Genomic DNA, 15,988 nt, shown 5'->3' on the forward strand with positions numbered 1-15,988 from the left:
CGGAGAGTTAATGAGCCGGATGGGCGGCCGGCGTCGCCCCGCCCGTCAGAACTTCTTGGCCTTGTGGGCGTAGGGGTTGTCGGACTTGCGCATCGTCATGCGGATCGGGATGCCGGTGAGCCCGAACTGCTCGCGCAGCCCGTTGACGAGGTAGCGGGTATAGGCCGTGCCCACGGCTTCGGGCCGGGACGTGTGGAGGATGAAGGTCGGCGGGCGCGTCTTGATCTGCGTCATGTACTTGATGTTGACGCGCCGCCCCGAGACCGCCGGGGGCGGGTGGTGCGAGACCATGCGCTCCAGCCACTGGTTGAGCTTGGCGGTGGAGATGCGTCGGTTCCAAGTCTCGTGGGTCTCGGTGATCGCCTTCATCAGGCGGTCGAGCCCCTCGCCCGTCGCGCCCGCGACCGTGACGGCCTTGACGCCACGCACCTGCGGCAGGAGGCGTTCGGTCTTCTCGCGCAGGTCCGCCAGCACCGCCTGGCGGTCCTCGACGAGGTCCCATTTGTTGAAGGCGAGCACGGGCGCGCGGCCCTCGCGCGCGATGAGATCGACCAGCGTTAGGTCCTGCTTCTCGAACGGGATCGTCACGTCGAAGACGATCACGACGACCTCGGCAAAGCGGATGGCGCGCAGCGCGTCGGCAACCGACAGCTTTTCCAGCTTCTCCTGCACGCGCGCCCGGCGGCGCATGCCGGCCGTATCGAACATCTTCACGCGGCGGCCGCGCCATTCCCATTCGACCGAGATCGAATCGCGGGTGATGCCGGCTTCCGGGCCCGTCAGCAAACGGTCCTCGCCGAGGAAGCGGTTGACCAGCGTCGACTTGCCGGCGTTCGGTCGGCCGACGATCGCGATGTTGAGCGGCTTCGTCGCGTCGTAGCGCTCGATCGGCTCGCCGTCCTCGTCGAACTCGATCTCGGCTTCCGGATCGGCGTCAGCCGCATCGGGGTCCTCGAAGGCTTCGATGCCGAGCGCCTCGACGATCGCGTCGCGCAGGTCGCCCATCCCCTCGCCGTGCTCGGCCGAGATGGCGCAGGGCTGGCCGAGGCCGAGCGAGAAGGCGTCGTAGTAGCCGGTATCGGAGCCGCGCGCCTCGGACTTGTTGGCGACGAGGATCACCGGCTTGCCCCGGCGGCGCAGGAGATCGCCGAACGTCTCGTCCTGCGGCGTGACGCCGGCCTTGGCATCCACCACGAAGAGCGACAGGTCGGCATCCTGGATCGCCAGTTCGGTCTGGGCGCGCATGCGCCCTTCCAGTGTGTCGGCGCCTGCCTCCTCGAGGCCGGCCGTGTCGATCACGCGGAAGTCGAGGTCGAGGAGGCGCGCCTCGCCCTCGCGCCGGTCGCGCGTGACGCCCGGCCGGTCGTCGACCAGCGCGAGCTTGCGCCCGACCAGCCGGTTGAACAGGGTGGACTTGCCGACGTTCGGCCGACCGATGATGGCGATGGTGACCATGGTTGTCCTCGTGGCTCCCGTCAGGCCGGGGGCTGGGCAGGCGTCGTCGGCGCGGGCGTCTCGGCCGGCGCGGCGGGGGCCGGCGTCGCGGGAGCGGCGGGCGCGGTCGGAGCCGCTGCGGGTGTTTCGGTGACGGGCGCGGCCGGCGCAGCCTTGGGCGCGGCCGGCGTCGAGGCGGCGATCAGCTCCTGCATCAGGCCGGCGCGGCGGCGGATGCCGTTCGGGGCGCTGAGGTCTTCCTGCAGCTGGTCGAACATCGTGCGGGCGGTCTCGATGTCGCCGGCCTTCCAGGCGGCCAGGCCGAGCGCCTCGCGCGCGGGGAAGCGCAGCGGCTCGGCGTCGCCGGTCAGCCGTTCGACGCGGGCGCGAACGTCCGCCAGCGAGCCGTGGTCGACGAGGATGTAGGCGGCGCGCACGGCAGCCATGTCGCGCAGGCCCTGCGGGGCGCCATTGGTGTTGGCCACCTCGTCGAACGCGGCGACGGCTGCCGCCGGATCGTCCGCCTCGCGCGCTTCGGCCAGCCGCATGCGGGCGAGCGCCGGATAGGCGTTGACGCCGTTCTGCGCGAGGCCGTCGAGAACGGCGTCCGCCTCCTGCGTCTTGCCCTCGGAATAAAGTGCGGTCGCCTGGAGCAGGCGGTCGCCGTCGGCGGCCGCGACGCCCGCCTGGTAACGCTGCCAGAGGACATAGCCGGCAACGCCGAGCACGATCAGGACCGAGACGATCACGGCGGCGGTGCCGTAGCGGATCCACAACGCGCGGACACGCTCCTGACGAAGCTCCTCGTTCACCTCGCGAACGAATGTGTCATTGCTCATGGACGCTCAACCTTGGCGCTGGATCGGGTGGCCGGCACGGCTGGGCCGGATAGGCCTGCGCTTTTGAACGATTTTTCCCCGCGAAGGAAGCCATGGGCATGGCGCGGACCGTTTTCCGCCATTCGCCGCGCTCAGGCGAGGCATACGACAAGGCGTCGGGTTGGCGGTGTCAGGTCGCGCCGCATACGCAAAAGAGCGCGAGGCTCAAGGCTCCGCGCTCTTTTCTCGGTCCGGCGTCGGCGGCAAGGCCGCCCGCGATCAGAACTCTTCCCAGTCGTCAGCCGAGGCTGAGGCCGCATGCGCGGCCGCAGCGCCGCCCCGTCCCTGGCTGCGCATCTGGACGACCGGGTGGGCGGCGGTGGCCGGCGCGGCGCGCGGCGCCTCGCGGCGGACCGCGCGCTGGAGCTGCGTGGCATGGCCCTGCGAGGAGAACAGCTTGAACTCGCCGATGAGACGGGCGAGCTCGTCGGTCTCGGTGGCGAGCGTCTGCGCAGCGGCGGTCGCCTGCTCGACCATCGCGGCGTTCTGCTGGGTTACCTTGTCCATCTGGTCGGCGGCGGTCTTCACTTCCTTGAGGGAGATGGCCTGCTCGCGCGTGCGCGTCGCGATCTCCGCGACCGTGCGGCTGACCTCGCCGACCTCGGCGATGATCTCGTCGAGACTGCGGCCCGACGCCGTCACGAGCTCGACGCCCGCTTCGACCTGCGCGCCCGACGCCGAGATCAGGTCCTTGATCTCCTTCGCCGCTTCCGCCGAACGCTGGGCAAGACCGCGAACCTCCTGTGCGACGACGGCGAAGCCGCGGCCGGCCTCGCCGGCACGCGCGGCTTCGACGCCGGCGTTGAGCGCGAGAAGGTTCGTCTGGAAGGCGATCTCGTCGATGACGCCGATGATGCGGCCGATCTTCTCCGACGATTCCTCGATCGCGCGCATCGCGGTGATCGCGCGTCCCACGATCTCACCGCCCTTGGCGGCATTGCGGTTGGCGCTTTCCGCCGAGGTCAGCGCGCGGCCGGCCCCTTGCGCCGTCTCGTCCACGGCGCGCGTCACCTCGGCGAGCGCGGCGACGGTCTCCTCGAGGCTGGCCGCCTGCTGCTCGGTGCGCTGCGACAGGTCGTTGGAGGCGGCGTTGATCTCGCCGAGGCCCGTGCGCAGCGAACCGATCGCGTTGACGACCGAGCCCATCGTGCCTTCGAGGCGTTCCACCGAGGTGTTGAACTGATCGCGGATCGGCTGGTAGCGTTCGGCGACCGGCTGGTCGAGGCGCACCGTCAGGTCGCCGTCCGACAGGCGCGAGAAGCCGCCCTGCACGCTGTCGACGAAGGCCTGAAGCTCGGCCTTCGAGACGCGCTCGGCCGCGGCGACGCGCTCGCGCTCGGCCGCCTGCGAGGCGCGAAGGGCCGACGCCTCGGCTTCCAGGCGAGCCTGCTCGACGGCGGCTTGGCGGAAGGTCTCCACCGTGCCGGCCATCTGGCCGATCTCGTCGCCGCGGTCGAGCGAGGGGACGGCGACGTCGCTCTGGCCCTTGGCGAGTTCGCCCATGACCTTGCGCAGACGCGCGACGGGCGTGGCGATCGTGCGGATCAGCATCCATCCCAGAAGGCATGCGGCGCCCAGCAGCAGGCCGATGGCCACGAGGATCTGGACGATCCCCTGCCCGTAGGCATTCTGCTGCACGTCGGCGAGCGAGGCCGCCTGCGTCCTCAAGGTGTCGACAGCCGCATCGATATTGGTTTCGATCGGGTCGATCAGCGCGTCGGCCTTGTCGGAGCGCATGAACGGCCCGGCCTGTGCGATCGTCGCCGGGTCCGAGGCGAGCTTCAGGGCGACCTGTGCGATCTCCTTCTGCCAGACATCCATGCCGGTCGAGGCATCACGAAGCTTCTGCTTGACGGCCGGATCGAGCGCCGTCGCATCGAGTTCGGCCGCGGTCTTCTTGAAGTTCGCGTAGTGCTTGGCGACCTTCTGGGCCATCTCGTCGGACGGCAGCAGGATATAGCCGCGCGCCGAGTTCTCCTGTCGGGTGACGAGGAAGCGCATGAGCATCGCGTCGTTGATGCTGTCCGCCACGAGGAGGCGCGACTGACGCGCGTCCTCGATCGAGGTCATGGTGCCGTAGACCACGGTGCCCATGATGGCGGACCCGACGACCATGGCAGCGAAGCTCGCCATGATCTTCTTGCCGATCGAAATGTTGGACAGCTTCATGGGGCTCGACTCGATACGAGGAAACGACACCCCGGAGCGATCCATCGATGCCGCCGTCCGGGTCAGGTTGCCCAGAAGATAAGCACGCCAATCGATAGCAAATTCTGAAGACGCCGGAGGACCAACAGCTGGATGACAGGATTCATCGTTCGGTGCGGTCCTGACACTGGCGACGCGCGCACGCGACGCGACGACGCCGCCGGTGGGAGCCGGCGGCGTCGCGTGGGTGGGGTCGTCCCGTCTTATGACGCCGGCTATTCGGCGGCCATCGCGGCGATGCCGTTCTCGAAGCGGGTCGAGGCGGCCACGGCGTCGATGTCGAGGATAAGCGCCACGCGGCCGTCGCCGAGGATCGTCGCGGCGGCGATGCCGGCGACGCGGCCGTAGTTCGCCTCAAGGCTCTTGATGACGACCTGGCGCTGGCCCTGGATGCTGTCGACGAGGAGAGCCGAGCGCTGGCCGTTCTCGGCCTCGACGAGGATCGCGACGCCCGCCATCGCGTCGGTCGCGTCGCGGCGGTAGCCGAGCTGGCGCGACACGTCGATCAGCGGCAGGAAGCTGTCGCGCACGTTGATGACGCGCTGGTCGCCGCCGAAGGGCTTCACCTCGTTCTGCTTCGGACGCAGCGTCTCGATGATCGCGGTCATCGGCACGACGAGCGTGTGCTCGCCGCACGAGACGATCATGCCGTCGAGGACCGCCAGGGTAAGCGGCAGGCTCATGGAGAAGAGCGAGCCCTTGCCGGGGCGCGAGGTGATCGACACGCGGCCGCCGAGCGCCTGGATGGAGCGCTTGACGACATCCATGCCGACGCCGCGGCCGGACAGTTCGGAGACTTCCTTCTTGGTCGAGAAGCCCGGCAGGAAGACGAGGTTGTCCAGCTCGTCGTCCGAGAGCTGCGCGTCGGCCGGCACGAGGCCCTTGGCGACGGCGATGTCGAAGACGGCCTTGCGGTTGATGCCCGCGCCGTCGTCGGAGATCTCGATCACGATGCGGCCGGAGCGATGCATCGCGGCGACGCGCACGACGCCCTCGGTCGGCTTGCCGGCCGCGATGCGGCCCTCGGGCGTTTCCAGCCCGTGGTCGATCGCGTTGCGGATCATGTGGGTGAGCGGGTCGGACAGGCGCTCGATGACGGTCTTGTCGACCTCGGTGTACTCGCCTTCCGTCACCAGCCGGACGCTCTTGCCGGTGCGCTCGGCCACCTCGCGCACGAGGCGCGGCAGCTTCTGGAACACCGACTTCACGGGCTGTGCGCGGATCGCCATGACGCTGTCCTGCATCTCGCGGGTCAGCTGCTCGAGCTCGTCGAGGCCGATCGCGATGTCGGACGCGCGGGTCAGGCCCGCCTGCATCACGCGCTGCGAGAGCATCACCTGATGGATCACGAGCTCGCCGACGAGATCGATCAGGCGATCGACGCGTTCGAGGTCGACGCGGATGGTCGGGACCGGGCCGGCGGGCGTGCCCTTGTCGGCACCCGCATCGGCGCTCGCGGCCGGCGCGGGGGCGGCGGCGGCAGGCGCGGCTACGGGCGGCGCGGACGGGGCCGGAGGCGTCAGCGCGACGACGTTGGGGCGAGCCTGCTCGAGCGTTTCCGCCTCGGCAGGCTCATCGGCGAAAGGGACGGAGGCCCCTCCCCCGATCGAGCCGAGAAGCGCAGCCATCTGGGCGTCGAGATCCTCGGCGCTGAGCTGGGGGGCCTCGTCGTCGACGCGCTCGACGGTGATGTCGCAGTCGCCCTCGACGAACTCGTAGATCTCGTGGATCGCGGACTCGCCGGCGGCGGTCGTGATCTCGAGCGTCCAGGACAGGGCAGCGCCCTCCGGCTCGAGCTCGGCAAGGTCGGGCAGTTCGTCGGAATGACAGGTGACCGAGCCGGTGCCGAGCGCCATCGTCTCGCGGATGAGACGCGCGGCGTCGTTGGCGTGCTCGTAGAGCGAGGGCTTCGGCTGGATGCGGACGCGGAAGGTCACGTCCTGACCGGCCGCCGCGAACATGTCGCTGAAGTCGACGGCGACGGGAACGAAGTCGACCTCTTCCTCGACGGGCATGGCGACCGCGACCGGCGCCTGCTGCGCGGGTGCCGCCGCATGGCCGCCGCCGCCGGCGAGAACCGAAAGTTCGGCCATCAGCGCCTGCGGACGGGCAGGGTCCACCGTTCCGCCGTCGCGGGCGGCGGTGACGAGGTCGGTCAGGACGTCGGCCGAGCGCAGGAGCACCCGGACCACGCCTTGGTCGGCCTCGAGCCGCTCGGAGCGCACGAGGTCGAGCACCGTCTCGAAGGCATGGGCGAACTGCACCAGCGCATCAAGGTTGAAGGCACCGGCGCCGCCCTTGATCGAATGCACGGCGCGGAAGACGGCATTGACCGTTTCGGAGTCCGTCTGGCCGCCTTCCATGGCGAGAAGGCCCGCCTCCAGTTCCTGGAGCTGCTCGGCGCACTCCTCGAAGAAGGTGGCGCGAATGGCGGCCATCGTGTCCATGGACGGGTCCCTTGACTGCGGCTTCGAACGGGGTGCGGCGGGCGGTTGGAACTTAAGGGGCGACGCGATTGATGGCGTCGACGAGCTTCTTCGGATCGAACGGCTTGACGATCCAGCCGGTGGCGCCGGCGGCCTTGGCGCGAGCCTTCTTCTGGGCGTCGTTCTCGGTGGTCAGCACGAGCACCGGGATCGCCCGCTTGTCGGCGTTGGCGCGCAGCTGCTCGATGAAGGTGAGGCCGTCCATGCGGGGCATGTTGACGTCGGTCACGATCACATCGGGATCGCAGCCGGCCAGAACCTCCAGGCCGTGGACGCCATCTTCTGCCTGCACCACGTCGAAGCCGGCGCCCGCGAGCGCCGCCCGCAGCATGTCGCGCATCGTCCTCGAGTCGTCTACGGTCAAGATCGTCTTCACGACCGGTTCCTTTCTGAAATCGGTATCCTAGGTTTACTGTAGTCTGCAGAAATTTCTTCTTCGTGAACAAGTCCGACGTTGACACGGTGGACTTGGGACTTCGTTTCTGCCGGGGGCTAGAAGAGGTCGAGGTCGCCCGACTGCGCCTCGGCTTCCGTCAGACCGCAGAGGCGCGTGGCGAGCGCCGAGAGGCGGATCGCCGAGAGCGGACCCTGAAGCTCGCAGTCCGGGCCGCCTGCGAAGGCCGGCGCGCTGTTGCGCACGAAGCCCTCGAGTTCAGCGATCGTCTGGCTGAGAAGATCGTGGCTCTGCGCCAGGATCATCGCTTCGGGACCGAAGGCGCTTGGCGCGATCAGCCCTTCGAGGCGCGTCGCGGCGGCGGTGAGCCGGGCCAGTTCGTCCGCGAGGCGGTCCAGAAGGAGGTGGGCGGACATCGCACTTCCGGTCATGCCGGCCAGGTCCTCAGAAGAGTTCGAGATCGCCGCCGGAGGCGGGCGCCGCGACGGGCGGGGGCGCCATGATCTTCGGCATGGCCTTGTCGCTCGGCTCCATCAGGATCTGCCTCGCACGGCCGCTGACCGGCCAGAACTCGATGCGCCGCCCCTGCGTGCCGCCGAGGCTGCCGCCGACATAGGAGATGCCCTCGAGCTCCAGGAAGCGCTTGGCGAAGCTCGCGTTCTTGGCGCCGATATCGGAAAGGCCGACCATCGTGCGCGCGCCGCCGAAGAGCTTGGCCTCGAGCGCATGCTTGCGCGCGCCCTTCTTGAGGAGACCGTTGACGAGAAGCTCCATCAGGTAGAGCCCGTAGGACTGCATGCTCGTCGACGACGACCCCATGCCGTCGCCCGGGAGGAGGAAGTGGTTCATGCCCCCGACCCCGGCGCCGGGGTCGCGGATGCAGGCGGCGATGCACGAGCCCAGAAGCGTGGTGAACACGACGTTGGGCCGGTCGTCGACCTGGGCCTCCCCCTGGATCAGGTTGATACGCAGGCGATCCGACGGTGCGGACGCGGGGGAGAGCGACGTCAAGCTCATTGCAGGGGACCGAGCACCGCTTCGAGGGTCTTGCGCAGCACGGGGACCGTGATGGGCTTGGCGAGGATGTTGTTGGCGCCGGCCGCGGCCGCCTGCTGCACCAGCGCGCGGTCGCCCTTGCCGGTGAGGATGAAGAACGGCGTCTTCTTCGTCGGCCCGTAGGAGCGCAGCGCCTTGAGGAGCTGGATACCGTCGAGCTTGGGCATGTTGAAGTCGGAGATGACGATATGGCAGGGCGTCGCCATCATCTGCTTCAGCGCCTGCTCGCCGTCCACGGCGTAGACGACCTGCGTGATGCCGAGTTGCGTCAACGCCTCGTAGATCAGGAGGCGGCTGGTCCGATGGTCGTCAACGATCATCACTTTGAGATGCTGTACGAAACTCATGGCACGCCGTTCCCTGTTCGAAAATTCCGAGATTGATCATCTCGTAGAAAACTGAAGGATTCATTCAAAGCGAAGCCTAGCTTGCTTCAGTGGAAGATCGCCTTGGCCATGCCGCCGATCGGCACGCGCTTCTCGGCGGCCCCGATCTCCCATGCGACGCGCGGCATGCCGTAGACGAGCGAGGTCGCCTCGTCCTGGGCGAGCGTGCGGAAGCCCCTCCGGCGCATGGCGAGAAGCCCGTCCGCCCCGTCGCGGCCCATGCCGGTCAGGATCGCACCCGTCACCCGGCCCTCGCAGACCTTGGCGATCGAATGGAACAGGACGTCGACGGACGGCCGGTGCCCCTGCACCGGGTCCTCGTCGCTCAGCGCCGTGATCAGCTTCGCGCCGCTGCGCCGGACGCTGAGATGGCGACCGCCGGGCGCGAGATAGACATGCCCCGGCAGGATCGGCTCGCCCGAGCGCGCTTCCACCACATGGGCCGGCGAGGCGCGGTCGAGACGGGCCGCGAACGACGCCGTGAAGGTCGCCGGCAGGTGCTGGACGATGAGGACCGGCGGCGTGTCTGCGGGAAACTGCGCGAGCAGCGCGATCAGCACCTCGACGCCGCCCGTCGACGAGCCGATGCCGATGAGGTCGGGCCAGTCGTGATGGGCGGTCTGGGGCGCCGAAATCTGCCGGTCGCGACTCCCCGCGATCTGCGTCTTGGCGCGCTTGGCCTCGTGCACCAGCGCCGGAAGCTGCGCCAGCGTATCGCGCCCGCCCATGCCGTTCGGCTTGGCGACGCATTCGAAGGCGCCGAGGCGCAGCGCCTCGATCGTCGCCGCCTGCCCCGGCTGCGTCAGGGTCGAGACCATGATCACCGGGGTCGGCCGCAGCCGCATGATCTTGTCGAGGAACTCGAGCCCGTTCATGCCCGGCATCTCGATGTCGAGCGTGACGACGTCGGGGTCGAGCGCCTTGATCGCCTGGCGCGCCTGCATCGGATCGGCCGCCTCGCCGACGATCTCGATCTGCGGGTCCGCGGCCAGCGAATGCCGGATCAGGGCGCGCATGGTGGCGGAATCGTCGACGACGAGAACTCGCGTGGTGGACATGGAACTGTGCTCGCAGCCTGAAAGCGTGAGCGGACCGACGAAACGCGTGTCAGGTCCGGCGGTACGTGGTCGTTCCCACGAGGGAGAGCTGGTCGGACGCCGATCCCGTGAGGCGCTCGGAATGGCCGATGTAGAGGACGCCGGAGGGCTCCAGGTACTTCATGAACCGGCTCCAGATCTTCTGGCGCGTCGGCTCGTCGAAATAGATCGTCACGTTGCGGCAGAAGATCGCCTGGAAGCCGTTCTTCATCGGCCATTCGCCGATGAGGTTGAGCTCCCGGAAGGATACCAGCGTGCGCATCTCCTCGCTGACCGAGTGACCGTTGCCGCTGCGCTGGAACCAGCGGCGGCGCAGCTCCATCGGCACCGGCTGGACGGCGCCATCGTCGTAGATGCCGGCGCGCCCGAAGGCGACGACGTTGGGATCGATGTCGGAGGCGAGGATGCGGATGTCGTAGTTCGCCGCGTCCGGCATCATCCCGAGGATGGTGAGCGCGATCGAATAGGGCTCATGCCCGTTGGAACAGCCGGCCGACCAGATGCGAACCCGCCCGCCCCGCTTTGCCGCTTCGAGCAGCGGCGGCAGGAGGTCGGTCCGCAAGTGGTCGAAATGGTGCATCTCGCGGAAGAAATGCGTGACGTTGGTGGTGAGCGCCGCCAGCATCGTCATGCGCTCGCCGACGCCCTCCGAGCCCGAGACGTGCTCGCAGTACTGGCGGAAGCTCTGCATGCCGAGCGCGCGCAGGCGCTTGGCGAGGCGCGAATAGACCAGCGCCATCTTGCTGTCGGGAAGCGCGATGCCGGAATCCTCGTAGAGGATCTTGGCGATGCGCAGGAAGTCCTTCTGCGTCAGCTCGAACTCGCCGGTCGGCTGGACCGTCCCGGACTGCGCGGCGGTGCCCGGCAGGAATCGCGACATGGATGGCCTCCCGAGCCCTGTTCCGCGCGCCTCAGGCCGCGAGGTTCTCTGCCGACGGCGGCAGGACGCTCTCCGGGCTGATGAGCGAGATCATGCGGCCTTCCAGCGCGATGACGCCGCGCACGAAGCTGCGGGCGATCTCGGACGCGAGGTCCGGCGTCGGCTGCAGGTTCTCGTCCACCACGGTCAGAATGTCCGACACCGCATCGACGAGGAGGCCGACGAGCTGGTTGCCGACCATGACGACGATGATGACCGAGCGGGCCGTCGGCTCCGTCGGGCCGAAGCCGAGGCGCAGCGACAGATCAACGATCGGCAGCACCGCGCCGCGCAGGTTGATGACGCCGGTCACGAAGCCCGGCGTGTGCGGCAGCGGCGTCGCCGCCGCAAAGCCGCGGATCTCGCGCACCGACGTGATGTCGACGCAGAACTCCTGGTCGGCGACGCGAAAGGCGATCAGTTCGCGTGCGCGCTCCGCCTCGTGCGACTTGCTCATGTTGGTCTGTTCCCTGGCTCGAAGATGCGTTGCGTCCGCTGGGCGGGCCGGTCGGAAGGCGGTGGCGTCAGACCTCGATGTCGCCGAAGTCCGGGGCGATGCCGCCGACCTCGTGGAGCCCGATGCCGAGAAGTTCGAGACCGCGGCTGAGAGCGTCCGAAGGGTTGACCAGGCTGAATTCCTGGCCGTCGGATTCCCAGCTGCGCGCGGCCGAGAGAAGGATGGCGGCGCACTGCGCACCGATGCGCTCGACCTGCGAGCCGTCGACGATGATCGTATCGCCGCGCAGGCGCAGAAGTTCGGCGTGGAGCGGCTTGGCCGCCCGCAGGTCGAGAACCGGCGCCAGCGTCACCTCGCCATGCGCCGCGGCCGACGGCATCGCGAACGCGTCGGCGTCGATCTCGGTAGCAAGTTCTTGCGGCATCATGGCTCTCTCACGTCCCCTGCACAGGCTGCATGCCGATCGAGGCGTTCAGGGTCGCGGGACCCGACATCCTCCCGTTCCTCAAAGTTGTATCCTGCAAAGATTGACGAACATTTGAGCCCTGCGGGTCGCCAAGTGTTTCGTGCGGCCAAGAGAAAGGGGCCGCCGCCCTTCGGCAACGACCCCTCGTCTCATGCTCAGCATGTCCCGCGCGGCGGGATCATTCCCATTCGATCGTGCCCGGCGGCTTCGAGGTGATGTCGTAGACCACGCGGTTGATGCCGCGCACCTCGTTGATGATGCGCGTCGCGGCGTTGCCGAGGAATTCCATGTCGTAGGGGTAGAAATCGGCCGTCATGCCGTCGACCGAGGTCACGGCGCGCAGCGCGCAGACGAACTCGTAGGTGCGCCCGTCACCCATCACGCCGACCGTCTGGACCGGCAGGAGCACGGCGAAAGCCTGCCAGATCGCGTCGTAGAGCCCCGCCTTGCGGATCTCGTCGAGATAGATCGCGTCGGCCTGGCGCAGGATGTCGAGCTTCTCGCGCGTCACGCCGCCGGGGCAGCGGATGGCAAGGCCCGGCCCCGGGAACGGGTGCCGGCCGACGAAGCGGTCGGGCAGGCCGAGCTCGCGGCCGAGCTCGCGCACCTCGTCCTTGAAGAGCTCGCGCAGCGGCTCCACCAGCTTCATGTTCATGCGCTCGGGGAGACCGCCCACATTGTGGTGCGACTTGATCGTCACCGACGGGCCGCCGGTAAAGGACACGCTCTCGATCACGTCGGGATAGAGCGTCCCTTGGGCCAGGAACTCGGCGCCGCCGACCTTGGCGGCCTCCGCCTCGAAGGTCTCGATGAACAGGCGCCCGATGGTCTTGCGCTTCACCTCCGGGTCCATCTCGCCTTCCAGCGCGCCGATGAAGAGGTCCTGCGCCTGCACGTGGACGAGGGGGATGTTGTAGTGGTCGCGGAACATGCCGACGACCTCTTCCGCCTCGCCCATGCGCAGGAGGCCGTGGTCGACGAAGATGCAGGTCAGCTGGTCGCCGATCGCCTCGTGGATCAGGAGAGCCGCGACCGAGGAATCGACGCCGCCCGACAGGCCGCAGATGACCTTGGCGCTGTCGACCTTGGCGCGGATCTCCTCGACCGCCTGGCTGCGGAAGGCCGCCATGGTCCAGTCGCCGGGCAGGCCCGCGATGCGGTGGACGAAGTTCGAGATCAGCTTGGCGCCGTCCGGCGTGTGAACGACCTCGGGGTGGAACTGCACGCCGTAGAAGCGACGCGCTTCGTCGGCGATGGCGGCGAACGGCGCGCCCGGCGAGGTCGCGACGATCTCGAAGCCCTTGGGCAGCGCGGTCACGCGGTCGCCGTGGCTCATCCAGACCTGATGGCGCGTACCCTCGGCCCAGATGCCGTCGAAGAGCGGGGAGCCCTTCTGCACCTCGAGGAAAGCGCGGCCGAACTCGCGGTGCAGCCCGCCTTCGATCTTGCCGCCGAGCTGCGCGCACATCGTCTGCTGGCCGTAACAAATGCCGAGCACCGGCACGCCCGCATCGAAGATGACCTGCGGCGCGCGCGGGCTGTTCTCCTCCGTGGTCGAGGCCGGCGAGCCGGACAGGATCACGGCGCGCGGCTTCAGCCGCCGGAAGCCCTCTTCCGCCGACTGGAACGGCACGATCTCGGAATAGACGCCGGCCTCGCGCACGCGACGCGCAATGAGCTGCGTCACCTGGGAGCCGAAATCGACGATGAGGATATTGTCGGGGTGCTGGGTCATGGCGGACTTCTAGTCAGGCAGCGTTGGAAATCAAGAGGCCGGGGTCTGCAACGCGTCCGCCAGCCGGTCGAGCGTGGCTGCCAGACGCTCATCGATCATCGGCAGGAGGGCGGTCCAGTCGTCGAAGCGGTGAAGTTCGGCCGCGCCGTCGGAGATGCCGCGCAGGCCGACGAGCGGGATCGCATGCCTCTGGCAGGCGCGCAGGATCGCGAACGTCTCCATGTCGACCATGTCGGCGTCGATCCCGCGATAGGCCGCGCCGCTGACGACGTCGGCGCCGGTGGAGAGACGTGCGGTCGGCACGCCGGGAATGGGCGTCTCCAACGGCATCTCCGCCGGCATGTCGAGATGCGGCGTCGCGCCCTTGGGAAAACCGAGCGCGCTGGCGTCGATGTCGCGCCAGGAGACGTGCGACGCCTGATAGATCGCGCCCTGCTCAAGCCTTGCCGATCCAGCCGAGCCGAGCGAGACCACAAGGTCCGGCAACTCGCTGCGAAGCTCGAGCGTCGCCAGCGTCGAGGCGACGGCGACGGCCGCCTCGATCGGCCCGATGCCGGTCATCAGAGGCCGGATGCGGGCGCGCAGCGCCGGGCCGTATTCGGCGGGCGCAGCCATCACGAAGAGGACGCGCCGGCCGCCGAAGGTTTCGATCCCCGCCTCTTCCGTCACCCGTTCAGCCTCCAGATCGCGGCGTTCAGCAGCGTCGCGTAGGAGACCCAGACCGCGTAGGGCACGAAGCACCAGAAGGCGACGCGGTCGCGCGTGCCGGTGCGCGCGAGAAACGTCAGGATCGCCGCGAGCATCCCGAGGATGACCACCAGCGCCGGCAGGATCGCATGGGCGCTGAAGAAGAGCGGCGACCAGAGGAAGTTCAGCGCCATCTGGACGACCCAGGCGACCAGCGCCCGCCGGTTGCCGGCCTGATAGGCGCGCCAGCCCGCGACCGCGATCAGGACGTAAAGCACCGTCCAGACCGGCCCGAAGACCCAGTTGGGCGGATTGAACCAGGGCTTGGCGAGATGGCGATACCAGTCGTCCGGCATGTTGCTCGTGCCGACGAGGAGGCCGCCGCCGAGCGAGATCGCGAGAAAGACAAGAAGGCTCACCCAGCGCATTACGAGACCCGCTCCAGAAGCGCGAAGAAGAAACCGTCGGTGCCGGAGCGCCGCGGCGTCAGCGTCAGGACCGATCCTGCGCCGATCCACTCGATGAGGTAGGCGGACGGCGCGCCCGGCAGGCGCTCCGACCAGACCGCCGCGGCATCCGCCAGCCGCCAGCCGGGCGTGCGCTCCAGAAACGCCTCGATGCGGCCCGCATTCTCCGGCCGCAGGACGGAACAGGTGATGTAGGCGAGCCGGGCGCCGGGCCGGGCGAAGCGCGCGGCGGCATCCAGCACCTTGTCCTGCTCGGCGGTCCGCTTGGCGAGCTGCGCCTCGGTGAGCCGCCATTTCGCGTCCGGCCGGCGGCGCCAGGTGCCCGCTCCCGTACAGGGCGCGTCGACCACCACGAGGTCCATCGTGCCTTCCAGCAACGAGAGATCGTCGCGCGGGGCGTGGACCGTCACCGCGTCGGCGCCGGCCCGCGCGAGACGATCCCAGATCGGCGCGAGGCGCTGACGGTCGGCATCGAAGGCGTGGATCTCCGCCTGATTGTCCGAGGCGGCAGCGAGCGCCAGCGTCTTGCCGCCCGCCCCGGCGCAATAGTCCAGAACGCGCTCGCCCGGCCGCACGCCGCACAGGAGCGCCGCGATCTGCGAGCCTTCGTCCTGGATCTCGAAGGCGCCCTGCTGGAATCCGCGCTCCACCTGGACGTTGGGATGCCGCCCCTCCCCCTCGATCGGCGGAATGCGCAGGCCGACCGGCGAGATCGGCGTCGGTTCGGCCGCAAAGGGCGCGAGTTCGGCCTCGACCTCGGCACGCGACGCCTTCAGCGTGTTGACGCGCATGTCGAGCGGCGGACGGTCTGACAGCGCCCGCGCCTCGGCGACCCAGTCAGGCCCCAGCGCGGCCTCGAGCGGTCCTGCCAGCCAGTCCGGCACGTCGGCGGCCGCCGCGGGTTCGGCGTCCTCGAGCCCCTTCCCGCGGAAGCGCTCCAGCACCTCGTCGTCGGGCAGCGGCGGCGCGAAGCGGTCGCCCTCGAGCGTTGCGCGAAGGTCGGCAACGGCCATGCCCGACGAATCGAGAAAGGCGCCGAAGACGAGCGGCGCTGTCGCCTTCGTGCCCATGCGGAATTCGAGCGAGCGGCGGCGGCGCAGGACGTCGTATACGAGGTTGCCAATCGCCGAGCGGTCGCCGGAGCCCGCGAAGCGGTGGGACAGGCCCCAGTCCTTCAGCGCGTCGGCCACCGGGCGACGGCGCGCGGCCATGTCGTCCAACACCTCGACCGCCGCCGCGATCCGCCCGCCAAGCCGCATGACACCTCGTCTCCGTTTCGAAGCGTTTGGTAGTGGCGACCGTCGGCGACGACAAGCGC

Annotated in this window: 16 protein-coding genes; all 16 read right to left on the bottom strand. The window is 69.0% G+C overall.

The annotated features are described in order from the left end of the window. Positions 1-45: 45 nt before the first annotated feature. The 16 genes from der to ACLNGM_RS19185 all read right to left on the bottom strand — a co-directional run bounded on the left by der (position 46) and on the right by ACLNGM_RS19185 (position 15,929). Positions 46-1,455 (bottom strand): ribosome biogenesis GTPase Der, encoded by a 1,410-nt coding sequence (gene der, locus ACLNGM_RS19110; RefSeq protein WP_416356148.1) that lies wholly within the window; start codon positions 1,453-1,455, stop codon positions 46-48. Positions 1,456-1,475: 20 nt separating this feature from the next. Beyond that, positions 1,476-2,273, bottom strand: coding sequence for a tetratricopeptide repeat protein (locus ACLNGM_RS19115; protein ID WP_416356149.1), 798 nt, complete (start codon positions 2,271-2,273; stop codon positions 1,476-1,478). Between the two features lie 258 nt (positions 2,274-2,531). Continuing rightward, positions 2,532-4,481: a methyl-accepting chemotaxis protein gene (locus tag ACLNGM_RS19120; protein WP_416356150.1), complete on the bottom strand. Its 1,950-nt coding sequence runs from the start codon at positions 4,479-4,481 to the stop codon at positions 2,532-2,534. A gap of 254 nt (positions 4,482-4,735) precedes the next feature. Continuing rightward, on the bottom strand, positions 4,736-6,967 hold the full coding sequence (locus ACLNGM_RS19125) for a chemotaxis protein CheA (protein WP_416356151.1): 2,232 nt from the start codon (positions 6,965-6,967) through the stop codon (positions 4,736-4,738). Positions 6,968-7,019: 52 nt separating this feature from the next. Then, positions 7,020-7,346 carry a response regulator gene (locus ACLNGM_RS19130; RefSeq protein WP_055889099.1) on the bottom strand — a complete coding sequence of 109 codons (327 nt, stop codon included), beginning with the start codon at positions 7,344-7,346 and terminating at the stop codon, positions 7,020-7,022. A gap of 152 nt (positions 7,347-7,498) precedes the next feature. Further along, positions 7,499-7,816, bottom strand: coding sequence for a hypothetical protein (locus ACLNGM_RS19135; RefSeq protein WP_416356152.1), 318 nt, complete (start codon positions 7,814-7,816; stop codon positions 7,499-7,501). 28 nt (positions 7,817-7,844) lie between these two features. Continuing rightward, the gene (locus tag ACLNGM_RS19140) at positions 7,845-8,417 is read right to left on the bottom strand and encodes a chemotaxis protein CheD (protein ID WP_090958570.1); all 573 of its coding nucleotides are present in this window, start codon (positions 8,415-8,417) and stop codon (positions 7,845-7,847) included. Continuing rightward, positions 8,414-8,803, bottom strand: a complete 390-nt coding sequence (locus ACLNGM_RS19145; RefSeq protein ID WP_055888569.1) for a response regulator — start codon at positions 8,801-8,803, stop codon at positions 8,414-8,416. The genes ACLNGM_RS19140 and ACLNGM_RS19145 overlap by 4 nt, the downstream gene beginning before the upstream one ends. A gap of 86 nt (positions 8,804-8,889) precedes the next feature. Then, positions 8,890-9,900 (bottom strand): protein-glutamate methylesterase/protein-glutamine glutaminase, encoded by a 1,011-nt coding sequence (locus ACLNGM_RS19150; protein ID WP_090958573.1) that lies wholly within the window; start codon positions 9,898-9,900, stop codon positions 8,890-8,892. 49 nt (positions 9,901-9,949) lie between these two features. Next, on the bottom strand, positions 9,950-10,819 hold the full coding sequence (locus tag ACLNGM_RS19155) for a CheR family methyltransferase (protein WP_416356153.1): 870 nt from the start codon (positions 10,817-10,819) through the stop codon (positions 9,950-9,952). 31 nt (positions 10,820-10,850) lie between these two features. Further along, a complete protein-coding gene (locus ACLNGM_RS19160; protein ID WP_055888575.1) occupies positions 10,851-11,315 on the bottom strand; it encodes a chemotaxis protein CheW in 465 nt (154 codons plus the stop codon). A gap of 67 nt (positions 11,316-11,382) precedes the next feature. Continuing rightward, positions 11,383-11,742, bottom strand: a complete 360-nt coding sequence (locus ACLNGM_RS19165; protein WP_416356154.1) for an STAS domain-containing protein — start codon at positions 11,740-11,742, stop codon at positions 11,383-11,385. Positions 11,743-11,959: 217 nt separating this feature from the next. Beyond that, on the bottom strand, positions 11,960-13,516 hold the full coding sequence (gene guaA, locus ACLNGM_RS19170; protein WP_416356155.1) for a glutamine-hydrolyzing GMP synthase: 1,557 nt from the start codon (positions 13,514-13,516) through the stop codon (positions 11,960-11,962). Positions 13,517-13,546: 30 nt separating this feature from the next. Further along, the gene (locus tag ACLNGM_RS19175) at positions 13,547-14,131 is read right to left on the bottom strand and encodes a 5'-methylthioadenosine/S-adenosylhomocysteine nucleosidase (protein ID WP_416358493.1); all 585 of its coding nucleotides are present in this window, start codon (positions 14,129-14,131) and stop codon (positions 13,547-13,549) included. Positions 14,132-14,181: 50 nt separating this feature from the next. After that, positions 14,182-14,631: a TspO/MBR family protein gene (locus tag ACLNGM_RS19180; RefSeq protein WP_416356156.1), complete on the bottom strand. Its 450-nt coding sequence runs from the start codon at positions 14,629-14,631 to the stop codon at positions 14,182-14,184. Beyond that, positions 14,631-15,929 (bottom strand): RsmB/NOP family class I SAM-dependent RNA methyltransferase, encoded by a 1,299-nt coding sequence (locus ACLNGM_RS19185; protein WP_416356157.1) that lies wholly within the window; start codon positions 15,927-15,929, stop codon positions 14,631-14,633. Before ACLNGM_RS19185 ends, ACLNGM_RS19180 begins: the two co-directional genes overlap by 1 nt. Positions 15,930-15,988: the final 59 nt, after the last annotated feature.

This window comes from Aureimonas phyllosphaerae (assembly GCF_047943035.1).
GTDB lineage: Bacteria > Pseudomonadota > Alphaproteobacteria > Rhizobiales > Rhizobiaceae > Aureimonas > Aureimonas phyllosphaerae.

Excerpts from the sequence above, each read along its gene's own strand:
- der (WP_416356148.1), bottom strand. The coding sequence starts at position 1,455 with ATGGTCACCATCGCCATCATCGGTCGGCCGAACGTCGGCAAGTCCACC.
- ACLNGM_RS19115 (WP_416356149.1), bottom strand. The coding sequence starts at position 2,273 with ATGAGCAATGACACATTCGTTCGCGAGGTGAACGAGGAGCTTCGTCAG.
- ACLNGM_RS19120 (WP_416356150.1), bottom strand. The coding sequence starts at position 4,481 with ATGAAGCTGTCCAACATTTCGATCGGCAAGAAGATCATGGCGAGCTTC.
- ACLNGM_RS19125 (WP_416356151.1), bottom strand. The coding sequence starts at position 6,967 with ATGGACACGATGGCCGCCATTCGCGCCACCTTCTTCGAGGAGTGCGCC.
- ACLNGM_RS19130 (WP_055889099.1), bottom strand. The coding sequence starts at position 7,346 with ATGCGCGACATGCTGCGGGCGGCGCTCGCGGGCGCCGGCTTCGACGTG.
- ACLNGM_RS19135 (WP_416356152.1), bottom strand. The coding sequence starts at position 7,816 with ATGTCCGCCCACCTCCTTCTGGACCGCCTCGCGGACGAACTGGCCCGG.
- ACLNGM_RS19140 (WP_090958570.1), bottom strand. The coding sequence starts at position 8,417 with ATGAGCTTGACGTCGCTCTCCCCCGCGTCCGCACCGTCGGATCGCCTG.
- ACLNGM_RS19145 (WP_055888569.1), bottom strand. The coding sequence starts at position 8,803 with ATGAGTTTCGTACAGCATCTCAAAGTGATGATCGTTGACGACCATCGG.
- ACLNGM_RS19150 (WP_090958573.1), bottom strand. The coding sequence starts at position 9,900 with ATGTCCACCACGCGAGTTCTCGTCGTCGACGATTCCGCCACCATGCGC.
- ACLNGM_RS19155 (WP_416356153.1), bottom strand. The coding sequence starts at position 10,819 with ATGTCGCGATTCCTGCCGGGCACCGCCGCGCAGTCCGGGACGGTCCAG.
- ACLNGM_RS19160 (WP_055888575.1), bottom strand. The coding sequence starts at position 11,315 with ATGAGCAAGTCGCACGAGGCGGAGCGCGCACGCGAACTGATCGCCTTT.
- ACLNGM_RS19165 (WP_416356154.1), bottom strand. The coding sequence starts at position 11,742 with ATGATGCCGCAAGAACTTGCTACCGAGATCGACGCCGACGCGTTCGCG.
- guaA (WP_416356155.1), bottom strand. The coding sequence starts at position 13,516 with ATGACCCAGCACCCCGACAATATCCTCATCGTCGATTTCGGCTCCCAG.
- ACLNGM_RS19175 (WP_416358493.1), bottom strand. The coding sequence starts at position 14,131 with ATGGCTGCGCCCGCCGAATACGGCCCGGCGCTGCGCGCCCGCATCCGG.
- ACLNGM_RS19180 (WP_416356156.1), bottom strand. The coding sequence starts at position 14,631 with ATGCGCTGGGTGAGCCTTCTTGTCTTTCTCGCGATCTCGCTCGGCGGC.
- ACLNGM_RS19185 (WP_416356157.1), bottom strand. The coding sequence starts at position 15,929 with ATGCGGCTTGGCGGGCGGATCGCGGCGGCGGTCGAGGTGTTGGACGAC.